The following is a 16,350-nucleotide window of genomic DNA, read 5'->3' on the forward strand; positions in this document are numbered from 1 at the left end:
TCGACGATGTCGCGCGACGACGGCTGGCTGTTCATGGTGCTCGGCCGCTCGATCGAACGCGCCGACATGGTGGTGCGGCTACTGCTGTCCCGGGTTGAGCAGTTCCTGCTCCGCCTTGGTCAGGTGCGTCTCGAGGGCGAGGGCGCCGCGGACGACCTCGTTGGCCGGGGCCTTGTGGACGCCGCGGGTGGCGTCGGTGCGGGCCCACACGCCGGCCATGTGCCCGCTCGGCGGGATGAACGTGTTCGTGCCCGACGCGGGGTCGAGGACCTGGACCCAGGGGTAGTACAGCGCGGCGTACTTCGAGTCGTAGCCGGCCGCGTCCATCCGCCAGCTGCGGACTTCCTGGGGGTTGAGCGCGGGCGGCGGGTCGATGATCGCCATCCGGTCGCCCATCAGCTCGCAGTGCGCGATCATCGCCAGCTGCACGGCCTTGACCGTGTCGAGGTCGATCAGGTCGCGCTGGTAGGCGGCCATCAGGTCCGGCGCCGCGACCATGGTGATCTCGTCGATCGCCTCCAGGCCGCCGAAGCCGGTCCGGTCCGCGACGTCGCCGACGTAGTCGTTCGCCGCGACCCGGCCGGGGACCGGCGGGGCGCCGTCCTCCTTCGGCGGCGCCGAGAGCACCGCGGTGCCCTTGTCCGGCTTGGTGACCGCGCCGCCGGTGGCGACCTCTTCGATGGTGATGAGGCTGGACTTCTCCCGGACCGCGGTGACGACGTTCTCCTTGGTGCGCTTGGTCGTGACGTTGTGGGTCTCGACGACCTTGCCGTCCTGCTTCACCAGCACGGTGAACCGGTCCTCGGCGGGGTTCTCGCCCGTCGGGTCGGCCACCTCGACGGTGATCTCGCCGGCCGGCTTGCCCTCCGGCAGCTCCTTCGCGACGAAGCGGTAGCCGCCGAGCACGGCCTGGCGGGCCGCGATCTGCTTCGGCGCGGCGCCGTTGTCCTTGGCGCGCGATCCGCCGATCCGGACGATGTAGCAGTTGGTGCCGCCGTTGAGGAAGTAGCCGTAGACCGACTGGGCCAGGTAGCAGCCCTCGATGAAGTCGCCGAAGGTCTGGGTGAACTGGCCCCAGTTGGACACCAGCGTCGGGGTGTTGAAGGGACCGTCCGCCGCGAAGCCGACGAAGGCGGCCACTGCGGTGCCCACGCCCTCGATCGGCCGTGCGCCGGCTTCGATCTCCTCGACGTACACCCCCGGCGTGAGATAGGTGGGCATGCGTGCCTCCCTTGTCGACGCACAAGTCTTGTCATCGGCGATGCTGCTGCCGGCGCGTTCTCCGCGGAACGACCGTGCGGCTAGGCCCGCGGGAACCGATCTCTGCCCTTAAAGGCAACTGCCCGTCCGGGCAGCCGTGCCTGCCCGTCCGGTCGTTGGCAACCGGCCCGGGGGGACCGACAGTTGAACCCATGCCAACGGGGCGGGACCAAGCGCCACGCGAGCTGTCCGGGCAGCCTCCGCGGCCGGCCCGTCCGGCGCGCCGCGCGGCCACGCCCGCGCTGCTGCGCCTGCAGGCTTCGGCGGGCAACGCGGCGGTGTCGCGGCTGATCGCGCTGCAGCGGCAGAGCTCTCCCGCTCCCCCGGTCGCGCCGCCCGGCGTGACACCGGCGACCGACCCGAAGTTCCAATCGCTCGAGAAGGACGTCGGCGCCAAAGCCAAGGCGGCGAAGGCGCACCCGCCGGCGGGCGCCGAGGTCAAAAAGGCGCAGGACGCCGCGGTGGCGCCCGCCGACGACAAGGAAGCGCAGGCCAAGGCAGCCCAGGCGGACAAGATGGCGGCGGCGAAGCCGGCCGGCTTCGACAAGGCGGCCTTCATCGCCGCGGTGAACGCCGCGGTCGCCAAGCAGGCACCCAAGAACCTCGACGACGCCGACAAGTTCGCCACTTCCGGCAAGGCCGACCAGGTCAAGGCCGAGGTGCTCGGCAAGGTCACCAGCGGCAAGGACGCCTCGGCCAAGGACGTCACCGATCGCACGAAGGAGCCGCCGGACCCCGGCCGGGCCGTGGAAAAGCCGGTGACGCCGCTGCCGGAAACCCCGGCCCCGCCCGCACTCGCGCCGCCGGACGCACGCAAGGCGACCCCGGACAAGGCACCGCCCGAACAGACCGATCTGCGGGCCGACCAGTGCGAAACCCAGGGCGCGATGGCCGCGGCGGGCGTCACCGACCAGCAACTGGCCGAGTCCAACGAGCCGGAGTTCACCGGCGCGCTGGCCGCGAAGCAGGCCGGTGAGCAGCACACGGCTTCGGCGCCGGCGGCGGTCCGCGAGTCCGAGGCCGGGCAGCTGGCCGCGGTCACCGGCGCCGCGCAGGCGTCCGGCCAGGCCGCGATGGCGGGCATGACGGGCGCGCGGTCGTCGGCCGCGCAGAAGGGCCAGGCGGCCAAGTCGGCCACCAAGACCAAGGACGAGCAGGACCGCGCGCGGATCACCGGCGAGATCAAGGCGATCTTCGACGAGACCAAGACGAAGGTCGAAGGCGTGCTGGGCGCGCTCGACGACCAGGTGGCGAAGAAGTTCGAGGCGGGCGAGGCGCAGGCCAAGGCCGCGTTCACCGCCGACCACCAGGCGCGGATGAAGCGCTACAAGGACGAGCGCTACGACGGCATCACCGGCGCGGCGCGCTGGGCGTACGACCTCTTCGCCGACCTGCCGGCCGAAGCGAACAACCTGTTCCTGGAAGCCAAGAAGGTCTACGAGACGAAGATGCAGGCCGTCATCGGCGAGATCGCGGACTTCGTCGGCCAGAAACTGGGCGAGGCGAAGCAGCTGATCGCGGACGGCCGCACCCGCGTGCAGCAGAAGGTGGCGTCCCAGTCGCCCGCGTTGCGCAAGATCGCGGGCGAGGCGGCGAAGGAGTTCGGCGGCCAGTTCGACGACCTCGAGAAGTCCGTCGACGAGAAGCAGGACGCGCTGGTCGAGGACCTGGCCCAGAAGTACACCGAGGCCCGCACCGCCGTCGACGAGGAGATCAAGGCGCTGCAGGCGGAGAACAAGGGCCTGTGGAGCAAGGCGAAGGAGGCCGTCGGCGGCGCGATCGAGACGATCTTGAAGCTGAAGGACATGCTGCTCGGCGTCCTGGCGCGGGCCGCGAACGCGGTCGGGCTGATCATCGCCAAGCCGATCGAGTTCCTCGGCAACCTGGTCAACGCGGTCAAGACCGGCGTCATGAACTTCGGCGCCAACATCGTCCAGCACCTCAAGGACGGCCTGAAGGGGTGGCTGCTGGGCAACCTGGCCAGCGCGGGCATCGAGATCCCGGAGGCGCTGGACGCCAAGGGCATCCTGAAGATGGTTCTGTCGCTGCTGGGCCTCACCTGGGCGAGCGTCCGCGCGCGGATCCTGCGGTTCATCCCGGAACCGGTGCTGGCGAAACTGGAGCAGACCCTCGACGTCGTCAAGGTCCTGATCGCCGAGGGCGTGCCGGGCCTGTGGCGGTGGATCGTGCGGAAGCTGGGCGACCTGAAGGAGACGGTGCTCGGCCGGATCAAGGAATTCGTGATCGAGAAGATCGTCAAGGCGGGCATCACCTGGATCATTTCGATGCTCAACCCGGCGGCGGCGTTCATCAAGGCCTGCAAGGCGATCTACGACATCGTGCTGTTCTTCGTGGACAAGGCCGCGCAGATCAAGGAGTTCGTGGATTCGGTCCTGGACTCGGTCGAGTCGATCGCCCGTGGCGGGGCCGGGGCGGTCGCGGGGTTGATCGAGCGGACGCTGGCGAAGGCGTTGCCGATGGTGCTCGGGTTCCTGGCGAGCCTGCTCGGGCTGGGCGGGATCTCGGAGAAGATCAAGTCGGTGCTGGAGAAGGTCCAGGCGCCGGTGGGCAAGGTGATCGACTCGGTCGTGGGGACGATCGTCAAGGCGGGCAAGAAGATCTGGTCGAAGTTCACGGGCAAGAAGGGCAGCGGGGTCCCGGACCCGCGCAGCGCCGGCCAGAAGCAGCAGGCGCTGGCCCAGGCGAAGCAGGCGGCCGACGCGGAGATGCGCAAGCCGGACGCCACCCAGCACACCGTCGAAGCGGCGCTGCCGAGGATCAAGGACACCTACCGGCTCACGACCATCGCCCTGGTGCCCACGGGCAACGGCAAGTTCAAGACCCACCTGGAGATCAACCCGACCGACGACACCGGCGAACTCCCGCTCGGCCCGATGGCACCGGTCGACGAGGCGAAGGTCTACCTCGGCAAGCGGTTCGTCGTGAAGTCCACCAACCGGGTCGCCAAGGTCACCGACGTCCGCCCCGACGGCTGGGTGACGCTCCGGTACGAGCTGGAACGCACCGTCGGCCGGAATTCGGAGGGGCGCCCGACCTTTCCGGTGCTCAAGTTCCTGGCCAACACCCCGAACGGCGGCCCCGAGCTCGCCCCGGCCGAGGGCGGCGCGGCCCAGACGCAGTACACGATCGACGGCAAGACCTTGCGCCCGGAGTACCACGACGTCCGCGCGGTCTTCTACGGCGGTTCCCACAAGTACAGCGGCCACGACGCGGCCAAGATCGCCGCGGTGCTGCGGCCGGACGGCGTGACGTTCACCTGCCCGGGGGTCCCGTTCCTGGGCATCGCCCCGCACGTCGCGGCCCGCGTCAAGCCGAACAACGCCGACAACTACGCGCTGGACCACCGGAAGTCGGTCGCCGGGCACTGGAACGCCCAGGGCCGGGCGAAGGGCCAGAGCGATCGTTCGCAGTTCTACGCGGACCCGGGCAATCTCGAGGTCCTGTGCGCCTCCTGCAACAGCAAGAAGGGCTCCAAGGACGCCGACACGGGCGCCGCCGAGCGGTACCGCAAGGACGTGGAGATCCCGGGCTTCACCGGCCCGGACGGCAAGGCGTGACGAACCTCCGGGGGGGCACCTCAGCGGATCGGTGACCGGTCCACTCGTGCAGACCGGTTCCCTCCACGGGGGGACGGCCAGTACGGCGTCGAGCTCCTCGCGGCCGAGGAGCCAGAGGTCCGCGACCGGGCCCTGACCTACACCCGCTGATCGAGCGCTGGGGAACGAACTAAGCCTCTTCCTCGACCTCTTGCTCACGCTGCACGAAGGTCTGCGCCATCGTCTCCTCTTCGCCTTCGGCGGCCTCGGGCGCTTCCTCCCGCTGCACCGCCGCAGCCGGAGCGGGTGACGACATCAGCCGGTCCGCGTTCGCCACCGCCTCGCGCTCGAACCGGTCCGACGGATCCGACACCTTCACGCCGCCGCCGGCGTCGGTCCCGTCCACCGGGCCGCTGCGCTGCTGCACGACGTGCGTGAGCTCGTGCGCCAGCATGTGCTTGCCCGCATCCGAAGCCGGGTCGAACCTGTCCCGCTGGAACACGATGTTCGAACCCACCGTGTACGCCTGGGCGTTCACCGACTTCGCCGAGTCGTGCGCGGCGCTGTCGGTGTGGACGCGGACGTCGGAGAAGTCCGTGCCGAAACGGGTCTCCATGTCCTCGCGGGTCGCCTTGTCCAACGGGGCGCCGCCGCCCGAGCCGACGACGTCGTGGACCGGGGAGCGGTCCTCCTCCACCAGCGACGACGTCCCCGCGTTGCCCACCGCGCGCTGGAGGCCCAGGAAGCCCGCCGGGCCCAGGACATCGGTGCGGCCGGCCGCGGCCGCGCGGCCCAGGAGGTCGTGGTCGTCCCGCTCGAGGCGGTCGCCCTTCGGCCGCAGGGTCAGGTCGAGGTCGTTGTCGTGACTGTGCCCGCGCATGTTTGCTCCCTCCGCCCGTAAAGCTTGCCCCGCCGGCGGGGCCGAGCGCCAGACTGCGCCGCCGTCCGGACGGGCAGCGAAACCTGCCCCTGCGGGCAGCTCAGCCGTCCGTCACCATCGCCAGGTACGGGCCGAACTCCCGGTCGAGGCAGAGCCGGCCCAGCTTGCGGTACTCCCGGGCCACCGCGCCGACCAGGTCGCTCATCCCCACCGGCCGGCCCGCCTCCGCCGCCAGGTACGCGCCGGTGACCGCGGCCGAGCGGATGTGGCCGCCGGCCAGCTCGAACGCCTCGGCGAGGAAGCCCAGGTCCAGGTCCGCCCCCCGCGGCATCCGGGTGCCGAGGCAGCGGTCCCAGAGCCGGTGCCGGAGTTCGACGTCCGGCAGCGGGAAGTCGACGATCACGTCGAGCCTGCGCGTGAAGGCTTCGTCGAGGTTCGCCCGCAGGTTGGTGGCCAGCACCGCGATCCCGTCGAACGTCTCCATCCGCTGCAGCAGGTACGCGCTTTCGATGTTGGCGTACCGGTCGTGCGCGTCGCGGACCTCGGACCGCTTGCCGAAGATCGCGTCCGCCTCGTCGAACAGCAGGACGCCGTTGACCCCGGACGCCTCGGTGAAGATCCGCTCGAGGTTCTTCTCCGTCTCGCCGACGTACTTGTCGACCACGGTCGCCAGGTTCACGGTGTAGAGGTCCAGCCCGAGCGAGGCGGCGATGACCTCGGCGGACATCGTCTTGCCGGTCCCCGAATCCCCCGCGAAGAGCCCGGTGACGCCCCGGCCGCGGCCGCCGCCCGGGCGCATCCGCCACTCGTCGAGCACCTGGTCGCGGTAGCGCGCCCGCGCCGCCAGTTCGTCCAAAAGGGACAGTACGCCGGCCGGCAGGACCAGGTCGGCCCAGCCGACGGCCGGTTCGATCCGCCGCGCGAGCCGTTGCAGCCCGGCGGCGTTCTGGCTGCGTGCGCCGGCCCGGACGTGCGCGGTGCGGACCAGCCCGTCGTCGTCGGCCAGCGCGGTGACCGACGCGGCCTTCGCCGCACGCGCGATCTGCCCGGGCCCCAGGACGAAGTGGGCGGTCGCCTCGCCCGGGTCGACGCCCGGGGCGAGCCGGCCGTCGAGACGGCTGCGCCAGAGTTCCGCGCGGGCCGCACCGGACAGCGGCACGGCGTCGAGCTGCAACGGCGGTGTCGCGCTCCAGCGCGGGTCCCAGGCGCCGGTGCCGTGCACCACCAGCGGGATCGCCGGGTGCGCCAGCTCCTCCAGCCGCGGGTCCTCCACCGGGCCGAGCACGATCCCGGCGCCGCGCAGCAGCGCCTCCCGCCGCAGCGACGCGGTCAGCTCGGCGTGGCCGGGCTCGGCCTGCCAGCGCGACGCGTCCACCACCAGCGCCGGGTACCCGGCCGCGGCCAGCGCGCCGACGCCGAGCTCCTCGGCCCCGCCGCCGGGCAGTTCCTTCAGGTAGACGAGCCCGGCCCGGCCGCGGATGGCGCGGGCGAGCCGGTCGGTGCCCGGGACGTCGACGAGCTCGGTCCCCAGGCGCGCGCAGCCGGCGAGCTCGGGCGCGAGCCGGTCGTCGCCGAGCAGGTGGTTCACCACCCGGTCCGGGACGCGCAGCGTGCGCGAGAGGAACGGCCGTTCCTCCTCCCCCACGGCGAGCAGGCCGCAGGTGACCAGCGGGGAGTCGGCGTCGAGCCGGGCCCGGCCGGCGGCCGACGCCTCGGGGATCCCGCACAGGCGCAGCGCGAGGCCGGCGCTGGCGCGGCGGCGGGTGACGTCGTCGTTGAGGTAGCCGTAGAACTGCTCGAACCGGCTGTCCAGGTCGGGGGCCAGCGCGACCAGCAGCAGTTCGACGTCGACGCCGGTGAGCCCGGCGCGGTCGGCGAGGGGGCGCAGCCGGCCGTCCGGGGCGGAGTCGGTGAACGGGGTGAACGGCTCGCGCAGCCCTTCCAGCAGGGCGTCGATGGTCTCGTTGGACAGGTACAGGCCGCGGAACGGGTCGTCGGGGTTCGGGTCGGCCGCGCGACGGCTGTCGACGGCGTCGCGGATCCGCTGTTCGAGCCGGGCCAGCCGCTCGAACAGGTACTCCAGGCTCACCGGGGCTTCCGGTGGGTGCGCGCCATCGCGACCCGGCGCTGCCCCTCGACAGCGCCGGTCGCGGACACGTGGTGCCCGACGAGCTCGCCGTCGCCGGTGTCGATCTTGAGGCCTTCCTTGGCGGGCGGCCCGGCCGGGTAGACGCGGCCGCTGTGGATCGGCGCGGAGACGACGACGTCCAGCGACGGCTTGAGTTCGCCGCCCAGGGCCGTCCACACGTCGGCGAAGGCGCGGTCCTCCGGCGGCGGCAGCGCGACGGTCATCGGCACCGGCAGCCCGGTTTCGGCCAGCGACCCGGTGAGCACCTCGGCCGGCACGGCTTCGTAGCGCAGCAGGCCGAGCAGCAGGTCGGACAGGACGCGGTGCTCGTCCTCGGGCCGCTGGGTCCACGCGGTGACCAGGTAGGACAGCTTGACGTGCTTGGGCGGCAGGTGCCGCGCGGCGACCTCGCCGCGCTGGTCGTACTCGTTGAGCAGCCCCCGCGACCGGCGCCGCATGTCCTCCCGCACGTCGTAGAGGTAGATGTTCACCGTCGGTGCGTTGCGCCGGGCGGCCCAGTCTTTGGTGGGCGCGTCGAAGGCGACGTCGACTTCGCTGCCCCGCAGCGCCTCGTCCTTCACCAGCCGGCGCAGCGCCTCGTCGACCTCGTGGATCACCGGCGGACCTCCTCGCACTGGCGGTCCCTCCACGATGATCGCGCGCCGCGGGCCGGGCCAGCCACGCAACGGCAAACCTTCGGGTACGCCCGCCTGCCCGTAAGGGCAGAGTGGGACCGTGACGATCACGACCCGGCCCGCCGCCGAAGCCGATTTGCCGGCCCTGCTCGCCCTGTTCCGGGAGCTGCACCCGGACGACCCCGCCCCGCCTCCGCAGGCCGCGGCGGCGGCCTGGCGGGCCATCGAGCGCCAGGCCGGACGCACGATCCTGGTCGCGGAGTCCGCCGGCGTGGTCATCGGAACGGTCGATTGCACCACGCTGCCGAACCTCACCCGGGGAGCGCGGCCGTTCATGCTCGTCGAAAACGTCGTGGTGGCGGCGGAACACCGCCGGTCGGGCGTGGGCGCCACCCGGCTGGGCTTCCGGGCCGCGGCCCAGGGCTACCGCCGCTACCTCGACTGAACCGGAACGATCTTGTAACCGGCTCCGGGCCTCCGGCGACTTCTGCTTCGGGGAGTGGGAGAACGCGAGGCACCCATGCGACGGATCGCCGGCCCGATCGGGACGGCCCTGGCTCTGCTGCTGGCCGGCTGCGGCACCCCGGAACCACCGGGGACGCCGGGGACGCCAGGCCCGCCGCCGTCCGTTTCCACGGACGCCGCGACCACGGCCTCCACCGGCGAGCCACCCACCGGCTCGGGCCCGCCGACCACGGCCGGCGGACCAACGACTCCGCCGTCCCGGACCACCGGCTCGTCCCCCGCGAAGACGTCGGCCAGGAAGCCGCCGACGCCTCCGAAGGTCACGACGGCGAAACCGCCGGCGAAGGGGTCACCTGTGCGGACCGCGCCCATCGACATCATCGGCACGTCCTACGCCGCCCTGGGCCCGGTGACCGAGGCGCAACTCGCGGACGAGTGCGGCGGCACCCTCTGCGTCACGCTCCGGACGACCGTCGAAGGACCGCCGGACCCGCAGCTGGACTGCAAGGTCACGCGGATCATCCAGTCGGTGCCGATCTTCCGCGGCGACACGATCACCTTCGTGCTCGCCGATCCGTGCGGGGACTTCACCGAACCGCCCCAGCCCACCGAGTAGCGGCGGCCATGGCGAAACGGCTCCGCTCGCTGCGGCTCGCGCCCCCTCCGGCGGCGCCGCCCGAAAGCCCGTCGAAGGCGCTGCGCGTGCTCGGCTCGGTGATCGCGCCGACGACCGTGCTCACCGGGTTGCTGTTCTTCTTCGGCAGGCAGCACGCCAACTGGCTGCTCGACTACTTCGGCGTCCCGCTCTCGACGATGGGGCTGACCGCGCAGGACTACCTGGTCCGCAGCGCCGACGGCCTCTTCGCCCCGATCGCCGTCGTGCTGGCGGCGGTGCTGGCGCTGCTGTGGCTGTACCGGTTCCTGCGCGCCCGGCTCGGCGACGCGGCTTGGCAGCGGCTGCTCCGGCTCGCGACCCCGGTCGCCGTCGGGTGCGGGGTGGCCGGGCTCGCCGTGGCGGCCGTCGGCGTGGTGCGTCCCGAAGCGTTCGCCTCGTCGTACGCGGTGCCCGGCGCCGGGCTCTCCCTCGGCGTGCTGTTCCTCGTGTCCGCCTCGCGCCTGCTCGCGGCCCGGTCCGGCCGGGTGCTGCCCGCGGCGGTGGCGACCGCCGAGTGGGTGGCGGCATTCGTGCTGGTCAGCGTGGGATTGTTCTGGGCCGTGGCCGACTACTCCGCCTCGGTCGGCATCGGCCGGGCCCTCCAGATCGAGGCCGGGCTCGCCGCGCCGCCGGAGACCGTCCTCTACAGCGCCAAGAGCCTGAACTTCACCGGGCCGGGGGTGCGCGAAACGCAGTGCCGCAACGCCGACACCGCCTACCACTACCGGTACACCGGGCTGAAGCTGATCCTGCAGTCCGGCGGCCAGTACTTCCTGCTGCCCGTGCAGTGGCACAAGGCCGACGGGACCGCTCTCGTGCTGCCGCGGACCGATGCGCTGCGGCTGGAGTTCACCCCGGCCGCGGACCCGGACGCACCGTGCTGAGCGAGCCGGGTCCGCGCGGTGCGGACCCGGCTCGCTCAGCCCTGGCTTCGACCGTGGAGGTCAGTCCTGGTCGTAGTCGGATTCGTCGTCCGCGTCGTGGTCGACGACCCAGTCGTCGTCGTCCGCCGCCGTGGCGTCGGCCACCGCGGTGACCGAGTGCGCGGCCGCGCCGCCCACGCCGGCCGTGGTGTACCAGGCGTGGTAGCCCGCGTAGTCCGGCACCGCCACCGCGTGCGCACCCTCCGACGATGCGCCGTACGGGCCGGCCGTCAGCTTCTCCGCCTCGTACGTGGCGTGGTGCTCGCCCGCGTGGCTCACCACGTGCGCCGAGGTCGCGCCGTCCACACCGGCCGAGTGCTGCTCGGCGTAGTAGCCCACGTCGCCGGCGTCGTCATCGTCGTCGTCGGCGTCGTACACCGGGTGGACGACGTAGCCGGCCGGTTCCTGGTCGACCGGGTCGGGGTGGCTCACGGCGTGGTGCACGACGTAGTCGTCGTCATCGTCGTAATCGCCGGTGACGTAGTGGTGGTCGTCACCGTCGTAGTCGCCGTCGTAGTCGTCGCAGTCGCCGTCGTCGCCGCCGTACCAGCCGTCGTGGGCCGGGTGGTGCCAGGCGTGGTTCCAGCCGTCGTCGCCGGACTCGCCGCTGTGCGTAACGGACGCGCCGCCGATGCCGGCCACCGCGGAGTCCGTCTCCGACCAGTGGTGTCCCCACCAGGTCGAGCCTTCGTCGGTGTCGGTGGTGCCCGCGCCGCCGATGCCGGCCCAGGTGCTGGAGCTCTCGGCGCTCCAGGAGTCGTGCGGCCAGTCGAGCGGGTGCGCCGTCGCCGGAGCGGCGATGACGAGGGAAAGCGGCAGCGCGAAAGCGCCGGCGACAGCCAGTCGTCGCAATGTGGACATGATTTCTCGGGGTTCCCTTCCTGAGTGCGGCGGCCGGGTTTGATTCGGGGCCCGGGCACCGGGGCAGCAGTTCTGTCCGTTAGGTGACGTTACCGCCCCGATGGGCCGCCCACAGGGCGTTGACCTGCGCAAATACCCGATCGGTGCGCGGGAACCGCCGAGTGGAGGACAGATCCGGAATGGGGTTGAACCAGCCTAGTTCGCCGTCGCGGGAGTGGTCGTAATGAATGGCGGGGAATCACTCGCTCAGGTAGTTCTCCGTTTAACGGATAAAACCCGGGTCCGAGCCGGCGCCGCAGGAGGGGCCCGGTCGCCGTCCGCCGGACGACCGCGGCGGCGCTCGGCCGCCCGGCCGACCGGACCGCGGCAGGTGGCCCACCCGCGCTGCGCCGCTCCGAGCCCGCCTCCGCGTGGAATTCCGGCCGCGAGGCGACACCCGACCACGATAACAGAACCTTCCACCTATTGTTCCCACGGTATTCACAGTCGTTGAGTAATCACTGTTTTTTTCGTTACCTGGTACACCCGAAAACCACAGGAATGGACTCGATCGGACCAAGCCGTTGGGCGGTCAATTGCGTAGGTTTCCCACCATGTCGCCGATGAGATCCATTCTGGCTGTCGTTCTGCTGGCCGCGTTCGTCGTGCCGCCCGGGCCGGCGGCCGCGGCCGCGGTGACGCCCGGGCCGGTGTGCGATCACCAGCCATTGGTCAACGCCACGGCGCCCGCGGGTGCGGTCACCGTCGACGCCGCGGTACCCGGCGACCTCTACCGCAAGTCGCAGGAGTCGCCGCCGGGCACCACGTTCTGGCTCCCCCCGGGTACGCACCTGCTGGCGGCGGACCCGTTCGGGCAGGTCATCCCCAAGGACGGCGACGTCTACCTCGGCGCGCCCGGCGCGGTGCTGGACGGGCAGGGCATCAACCGCGCCGCCTTCACCCAGCAGGCGAAGGACGTCGTCATCCGCGGGCTCACCATCCAGAACTTCGTCGCCCCGCAGGACCAGGGCGTGGTGAACCACGATTCCGGCGAGCATTGGATCATCGAAAACACAACCGTGCAGAACAACAAAGGCGCGGGAATCATGGCCGGTGCGCGCCAGGAGGTGCGGCACAGCTGCCTGCGCAACAACGGACAGTACGGCATGAACGCCTACCGGTCGGACAGCACGATCACCGCGTTGATCGTCGAGGGCAATGAGATCGCCGGAAACAACACCGACGACTGGGAAACGCGCAGCCCCGGCTGCGGGTGCAGCGGCGGAATCAAGTTCTGGGTGGTCGACAAGGCCGACGTCCGCGGGAACTGGATCCACCACAACCACGGCGCCGGGCTCTGGGCCGACACCGACAACAACGACTTCCTGATCGAGAACAACCTCATCGAGGACAACGACGCCGAGGCGCTGTTCTACGAGATCAGCTACAACCTGGTCTTCCGCGACAACGTCCTGCGCCGCAACAGCCTGGTCGCGGGCAAGCGCCGCGCCGACAAGGGCGACAACTTCCCGGTGGCGAGCGTCTACCTCTCCGAGTCGGGCGGCGAACCGCGGGTGCCGGCCCGCACGCACCTGATCGACATCTACGACAACACCTTCGAGGACAACTGGTCCGGTGTCACCGCCTGGGAGAACGCCGACCGGTTCTGCAACAGCCCGGCCAACACCTCGATCAACACCTGCACCAAGCTCGTCACCGACCGCACGCGGTGCTCGGCGCCCGGGATCGCGTCGGCGCCGCTGTACGACGACTGCCGGTGGAAGACCCAGCTGGTCGAGGTGCACGACAACACGTTCCGCTTCGACCCGGCCCGCGTCGGCTGCACGAACGGCTCCTGCGGCAAGATGGCGCTGCTGTCCAACTGGGGGACGTACCCGTCCTGGTCGCCGTACCAGGGCAAGGTCATCCAGGACGCCATCACCCACGACCAGGGCAACTACTGGTTCAGCAACGCCTACTACGGGCCCTGGAAGTTCGTCGCGGGCGACACGTCCCGGATCCTGACGGCCGAGCAGTGGCAGACGACCCCGTGGGACCAGGACGACTGCGCGTCCTTCGACGGGGTGATGCCCCACTGCTGAGCGCGCCTCAGTGCGCGGCGAGCAGTCCCAGCACCGCGGCGGACTTCGCGGCGTCGAGGAACCGCAGGCCCATGAAGTTGTCGCCGGGGTTGAAGCCGGGCAGCGCCCAGACCGCTTCGTACGGCAGTCCGAGACGCCGGTAGCGGCGCAGGCTGTAGACGTTGCTGAACAGGCACTTCCCCGGGTCCGGGCGCCACAGCCGGCGCGCGAAGGCCGGGTTGCGGAACCCGTGCCCGACCTCGGCCGTGGCCTGGACACGCTTGCCGCCGGTGAAGAGCACGACGTCGCCGGTGGTCACGGTGTCCATCCGGCGGTCGTACTTGTCCTTGGCGCCCCAGAACCGGGCGCGCCCGCCCGGGTGCAGCGCGTCGAGGCGGGCGAGGTCCGCGGGGTCGAGCAGGTCGGCGAGCTCGCGGAAGGCGACGGTCTTTTCCAGGGATTCGGCGCCGTAGCGGCGGGCATCCGCGGTGCCGTAGGCGGGCTGGACGAAAACCTGGACCACGGAGGGGAACCGTAGCTCAGCCGCCGTGGGTGCGGTCACTCTGGTAGTCGGTGTAGGTGTACGGGTTGTCGAGGATCTTGGTCTCCGGCACGTCGGGGTTCATCCCCTGCCGCCACGCCTCCTCCCCCAGCTGCGCCCGCAGGTACTCCACCGTGCCCTCGATCCGCCGCCGGACCGCGGGGAGATCGACGTCGACCAGGCGGCCGTCGCGCTTGACCACCCGGCCGCCGACCAGCACCGTGTGGACGTCGGCGCGCTGGGCCTGGAACGCCACGTGGCCGTACGGGTTGAGCAGCGGGAACGACACCGGGGAGTGGTCGTTCTTCAGCAGCACGACGTCGGCCTTCTTGCCGACCTCCAGGCTGCCCAGGTCCGAGCGGCCCAGCGCCGCGGCGCCGCCCCGGGTGGCCCACTCCACGACCTGTTCCGCACGCAGGGCCGCGTGCGTCACCGTCTCGCCCTTCGCGTGGGCCTCCAGGTGCTCCCGGGACCGGTCGGCGCCGAGGGTGGCGCGCATGGCCGAGAACAGGTCGCCGCTCCACCACACCGAGGTGTCCATCGACAGCGACACCGGGATGCCGTACTTGCGCAGCGCCCAGGTGGGCGGGTAGCCCTGGCCGGCGCTCTGCTCGCTTTCGGTGGAGACCGACACCGACCCGCCGGTGGCGGCGATGCGGTGGTAGGAGTCGGCCGACAGCGACGCGCTGTGGACGTAGACCGTCTCCGGGGTCATGAACCCGTGGTCGTACATCAGGCGGATGCCGTCGTCGCCGGTCGCGCCCCAGACGCCGGCGTGGGTGGTCACCGGCACGCCGAGCTCGCGGGCCACCTCGAAGGCCGGCTTCTCGGGGAAGGCGGGGTCACCGGTGACGTCGAAGGCGAGCTGGAAGCCGAGCTCGCCACCGGTGCGCCGGGCGGCGAAGTCGCGGAACTCCGGCGTGGCCGTCCAGTTCGCCGGGGCGTCCTGGATGTTGCCGTAGGCCAGCACGAACCGGCCGGGGACGGCTTCGAGCGCGTCGGCCGCCGCGTCGGCGTGCTGCGTGGTCCGCAGGCCGTGGGACCAGTCGACCGTGGTGGTGACGCCGGCCTCCAGGGCTTCCCACGCGCCGAGCAGGTTGCCCGCGTAGATGTCTTCGGGGCGGAACACCTTGCCCCACTCGAGGTAGTACCAGACGAAGTACTGGGTGAGCGTCCAGTCGGCGCCGTAACCGCGCATGGCGGTCTGCCACAGGTGGCGGTGCGTGTCGATCATCCCCGGCATGACGATGCCGCCGGAGGCGTCGATCTCGGTCGTGCCCGCCGGGACCTCCAGGGCCGGGCCGATCGCGGCGATGCGGTCGCCGTCGACCAGGACGTCTTCGCCGGGCAGGACGCGGCGCGCGTCGTCGAGGGTCAGCACCGTGCCACCCCGCAGGACGATCGATCCGGACATCACTGGCCTCCGTTGCGTACACTTGTCCGCTCCGCGGACACTCGGCGGGTGCCGCCACTTTCGTCCAGTGCCGCGCCGGTGTCAATCCCCGCGGCTACGCTGCGGACAGGACTGCAGAGGGAGGTCGCGCATGCCACGCGAGGGAACGGGTCCCGACTTCATCGAGGCGCTGGCGCGCGGGCTCGAGGTGATCACCGCGTTCCGGCCGGGCCGGCCGGCGATGACGCTGGCCGAGGTCGCCACCGCCACCGGGCTGGCCCGCCCGACCGCCCGCCGGATCCTGCTGACCCTCGAAGAGCTCGGCTACGTCCGCACGGACGGTCGCGGCTACTCGCTGACGCCGCGGGTGCTCGACCTCGGCGTCGCCTACGTGCATTCCACGGGCCTGTGGGAGGTCGCCCGCCCGCACCTGGAACGCCTGGTCGCGCGCACGAACGAGTCGTGCTCGATCGCCCAGCTCGACGGCTCCGACATCGTCTACGTCGCCCGGGTGGCGGTGCCGAAGATCGTGGGCCTGAGCGTCCAGATCGGCACCCGCTTCCCGGCCCTGCCGACGTCGCTGGGCAAGGTCCAGCTCGCGGCACTGCCGCCGGACGAGCTGGAGGCGGTGCTGGCCGAGCCGACCCGCTCGGGCCTGGTCCCCCGCTGGCAGCCGGGCCGGGCCGAGCGCGACGCCGAGCTGCGCGAGGTCCGCGCCCGCGGCTGGGCGCTGACCGACGAGCAGCTCGCCCTGGGCATCCGCTCGGTGGCGGCGCCGCTGCGCGACGGGACGGGCCGGGTGATCGCCGGGGTCAACGTCAACTGCCACGCCGCGGAGACCCCGGTCGAGCGGCTGGTCGAGCACCACCTGCCGCTGCTGCTGCAGACGGCCGGGGAGATCAGCGCCGACTTCGCCCGCCTCGACGCCGTCCCCGCCGTGGTCGTGGGCGCTCCTTGACCGCGGACCGCCGCTGTCGCAGACTGACGGACAA

12 protein-coding genes and 1 pseudogene are annotated in these 16,350 nt (G+C 71.7%); 6 read left to right on the forward strand and 7 right to left on the reverse strand.

What is annotated here, in order from left to right; translation table 11 throughout:
• Positions 1-90: 90 nt before the first annotated feature.
• A pseudogene (locus ACWDN5_RS13195) lies at positions 91-1,221 on the reverse strand (phage tail sheath subtilisin-like domain-containing protein); the annotation flags it as partial.
• A 191-nt stretch (positions 1,222-1,412) separates the two neighbouring features.
• Here ACWDN5_RS13195 and ACWDN5_RS13200 point away from each other — a divergent pair.
• Positions 1,413-4,838: a phage tail protein gene (locus ACWDN5_RS13200; RefSeq protein WP_449676446.1), complete on the forward strand. Its 3,426-nt coding sequence runs from the start codon at positions 1,413-1,415 to the stop codon at positions 4,836-4,838.
• 169 nt (positions 4,839-5,007) lie between these two features.
• On the opposite strand, the gene ACWDN5_RS13205 is transcribed toward ACWDN5_RS13200, so the two are convergent.
• The 3 genes from ACWDN5_RS13205 to ACWDN5_RS13215 all read right to left on the reverse strand — a co-directional run bounded on the left by ACWDN5_RS13205 (position 5,008) and on the right by ACWDN5_RS13215 (position 8,442).
• The gene (locus ACWDN5_RS13205) at positions 5,008-5,697 is read right to left on the reverse strand and encodes an eCIS core domain-containing protein (RefSeq protein ID WP_449676447.1); all 690 of its coding nucleotides are present in this window, start codon (positions 5,695-5,697) and stop codon (positions 5,008-5,010) included.
• A gap of 100 nt (positions 5,698-5,797) precedes the next feature.
• Complete coding sequence (locus tag ACWDN5_RS13210; RefSeq protein ID WP_449676448.1) at positions 5,798-7,786, reverse strand: ATP-binding protein; 1,989 nt, start codon at positions 7,784-7,786, stop codon at positions 5,798-5,800.
• A complete protein-coding gene (locus ACWDN5_RS13215; RefSeq protein WP_310972891.1) occupies positions 7,783-8,442 on the reverse strand; it encodes a DUF4255 domain-containing protein in 660 nt (219 codons plus the stop codon). Before ACWDN5_RS13215 ends, ACWDN5_RS13210 begins: the two co-directional genes overlap by 4 nt.
• Before the next feature lie 118 nt (positions 8,443-8,560).
• On the opposite strand from ACWDN5_RS13215, the gene ACWDN5_RS13220 reads away from it, so the two are divergent.
• From ACWDN5_RS13220 to ACWDN5_RS13230, 3 genes are all read left to right on the forward strand, one after another.
• Positions 8,561-8,905 carry an N-acetyltransferase family protein gene (locus tag ACWDN5_RS13220; protein WP_449676449.1) on the forward strand — a complete coding sequence of 115 codons (345 nt, stop codon included), beginning with the start codon at positions 8,561-8,563 and terminating at the stop codon, positions 8,903-8,905.
• Between the two features lie 75 nt (positions 8,906-8,980).
• Positions 8,981-9,541 carry an RAD23 family protein gene (locus ACWDN5_RS13225; RefSeq protein WP_310972893.1) on the forward strand — a complete coding sequence of 187 codons (561 nt, stop codon included), beginning with the start codon at positions 8,981-8,983 and terminating at the stop codon, positions 9,539-9,541.
• Between the two features lie 8 nt (positions 9,542-9,549).
• Positions 9,550-10,464 carry a hypothetical protein gene (locus ACWDN5_RS13230; protein ID WP_449676450.1) on the forward strand — a complete coding sequence of 305 codons (915 nt, stop codon included), beginning with the start codon at positions 9,550-9,552 and terminating at the stop codon, positions 10,462-10,464.
• A 60-nt stretch (positions 10,465-10,524) separates the two neighbouring features.
• On the opposite strand, the gene ACWDN5_RS13235 is transcribed toward ACWDN5_RS13230, so the two are convergent.
• Positions 10,525-11,364: a hypothetical protein gene (locus ACWDN5_RS13235; RefSeq protein WP_449676451.1), complete on the reverse strand. Its 840-nt coding sequence runs from the start codon at positions 11,362-11,364 to the stop codon at positions 10,525-10,527.
• A 593-nt stretch (positions 11,365-11,957) separates the two neighbouring features.
• Between ACWDN5_RS13235 and ACWDN5_RS13240 the strand changes: the two genes are divergently transcribed.
• Entirely contained in the window at positions 11,958-13,445 is a 1,488-nt protein-coding gene (locus ACWDN5_RS13240) for a right-handed parallel beta-helix repeat-containing protein (RefSeq protein ID WP_449676452.1), read from the forward strand.
• A gap of 7 nt (positions 13,446-13,452) precedes the next feature.
• On the opposite strand, the gene ACWDN5_RS13245 is transcribed toward ACWDN5_RS13240, so the two are convergent.
• Both ACWDN5_RS13245 and ACWDN5_RS13250 read right to left on the reverse strand, forming a co-directional pair.
• Entirely contained in the window at positions 13,453-13,947 is a 495-nt protein-coding gene (locus ACWDN5_RS13245) for a hypothetical protein (protein WP_449676453.1), read from the reverse strand.
• A gap of 16 nt (positions 13,948-13,963) precedes the next feature.
• Entirely contained in the window at positions 13,964-15,379 is a 1,416-nt protein-coding gene (locus ACWDN5_RS13250) for an amidohydrolase family protein (protein ID WP_449676454.1), read from the reverse strand.
• A gap of 130 nt (positions 15,380-15,509) precedes the next feature.
• Between ACWDN5_RS13250 and ACWDN5_RS13255 the strand changes: the two genes are divergently transcribed.
• Positions 15,510-16,316, forward strand: coding sequence for an IclR family transcriptional regulator domain-containing protein (locus ACWDN5_RS13255; protein WP_310972899.1), 807 nt, complete (start codon positions 15,510-15,512; stop codon positions 16,314-16,316).
• Positions 16,317-16,350 lie beyond the last annotated feature (34 nt).

It is taken from the genome of Amycolatopsis sp. NPDC003731, assembly GCF_053586895.1.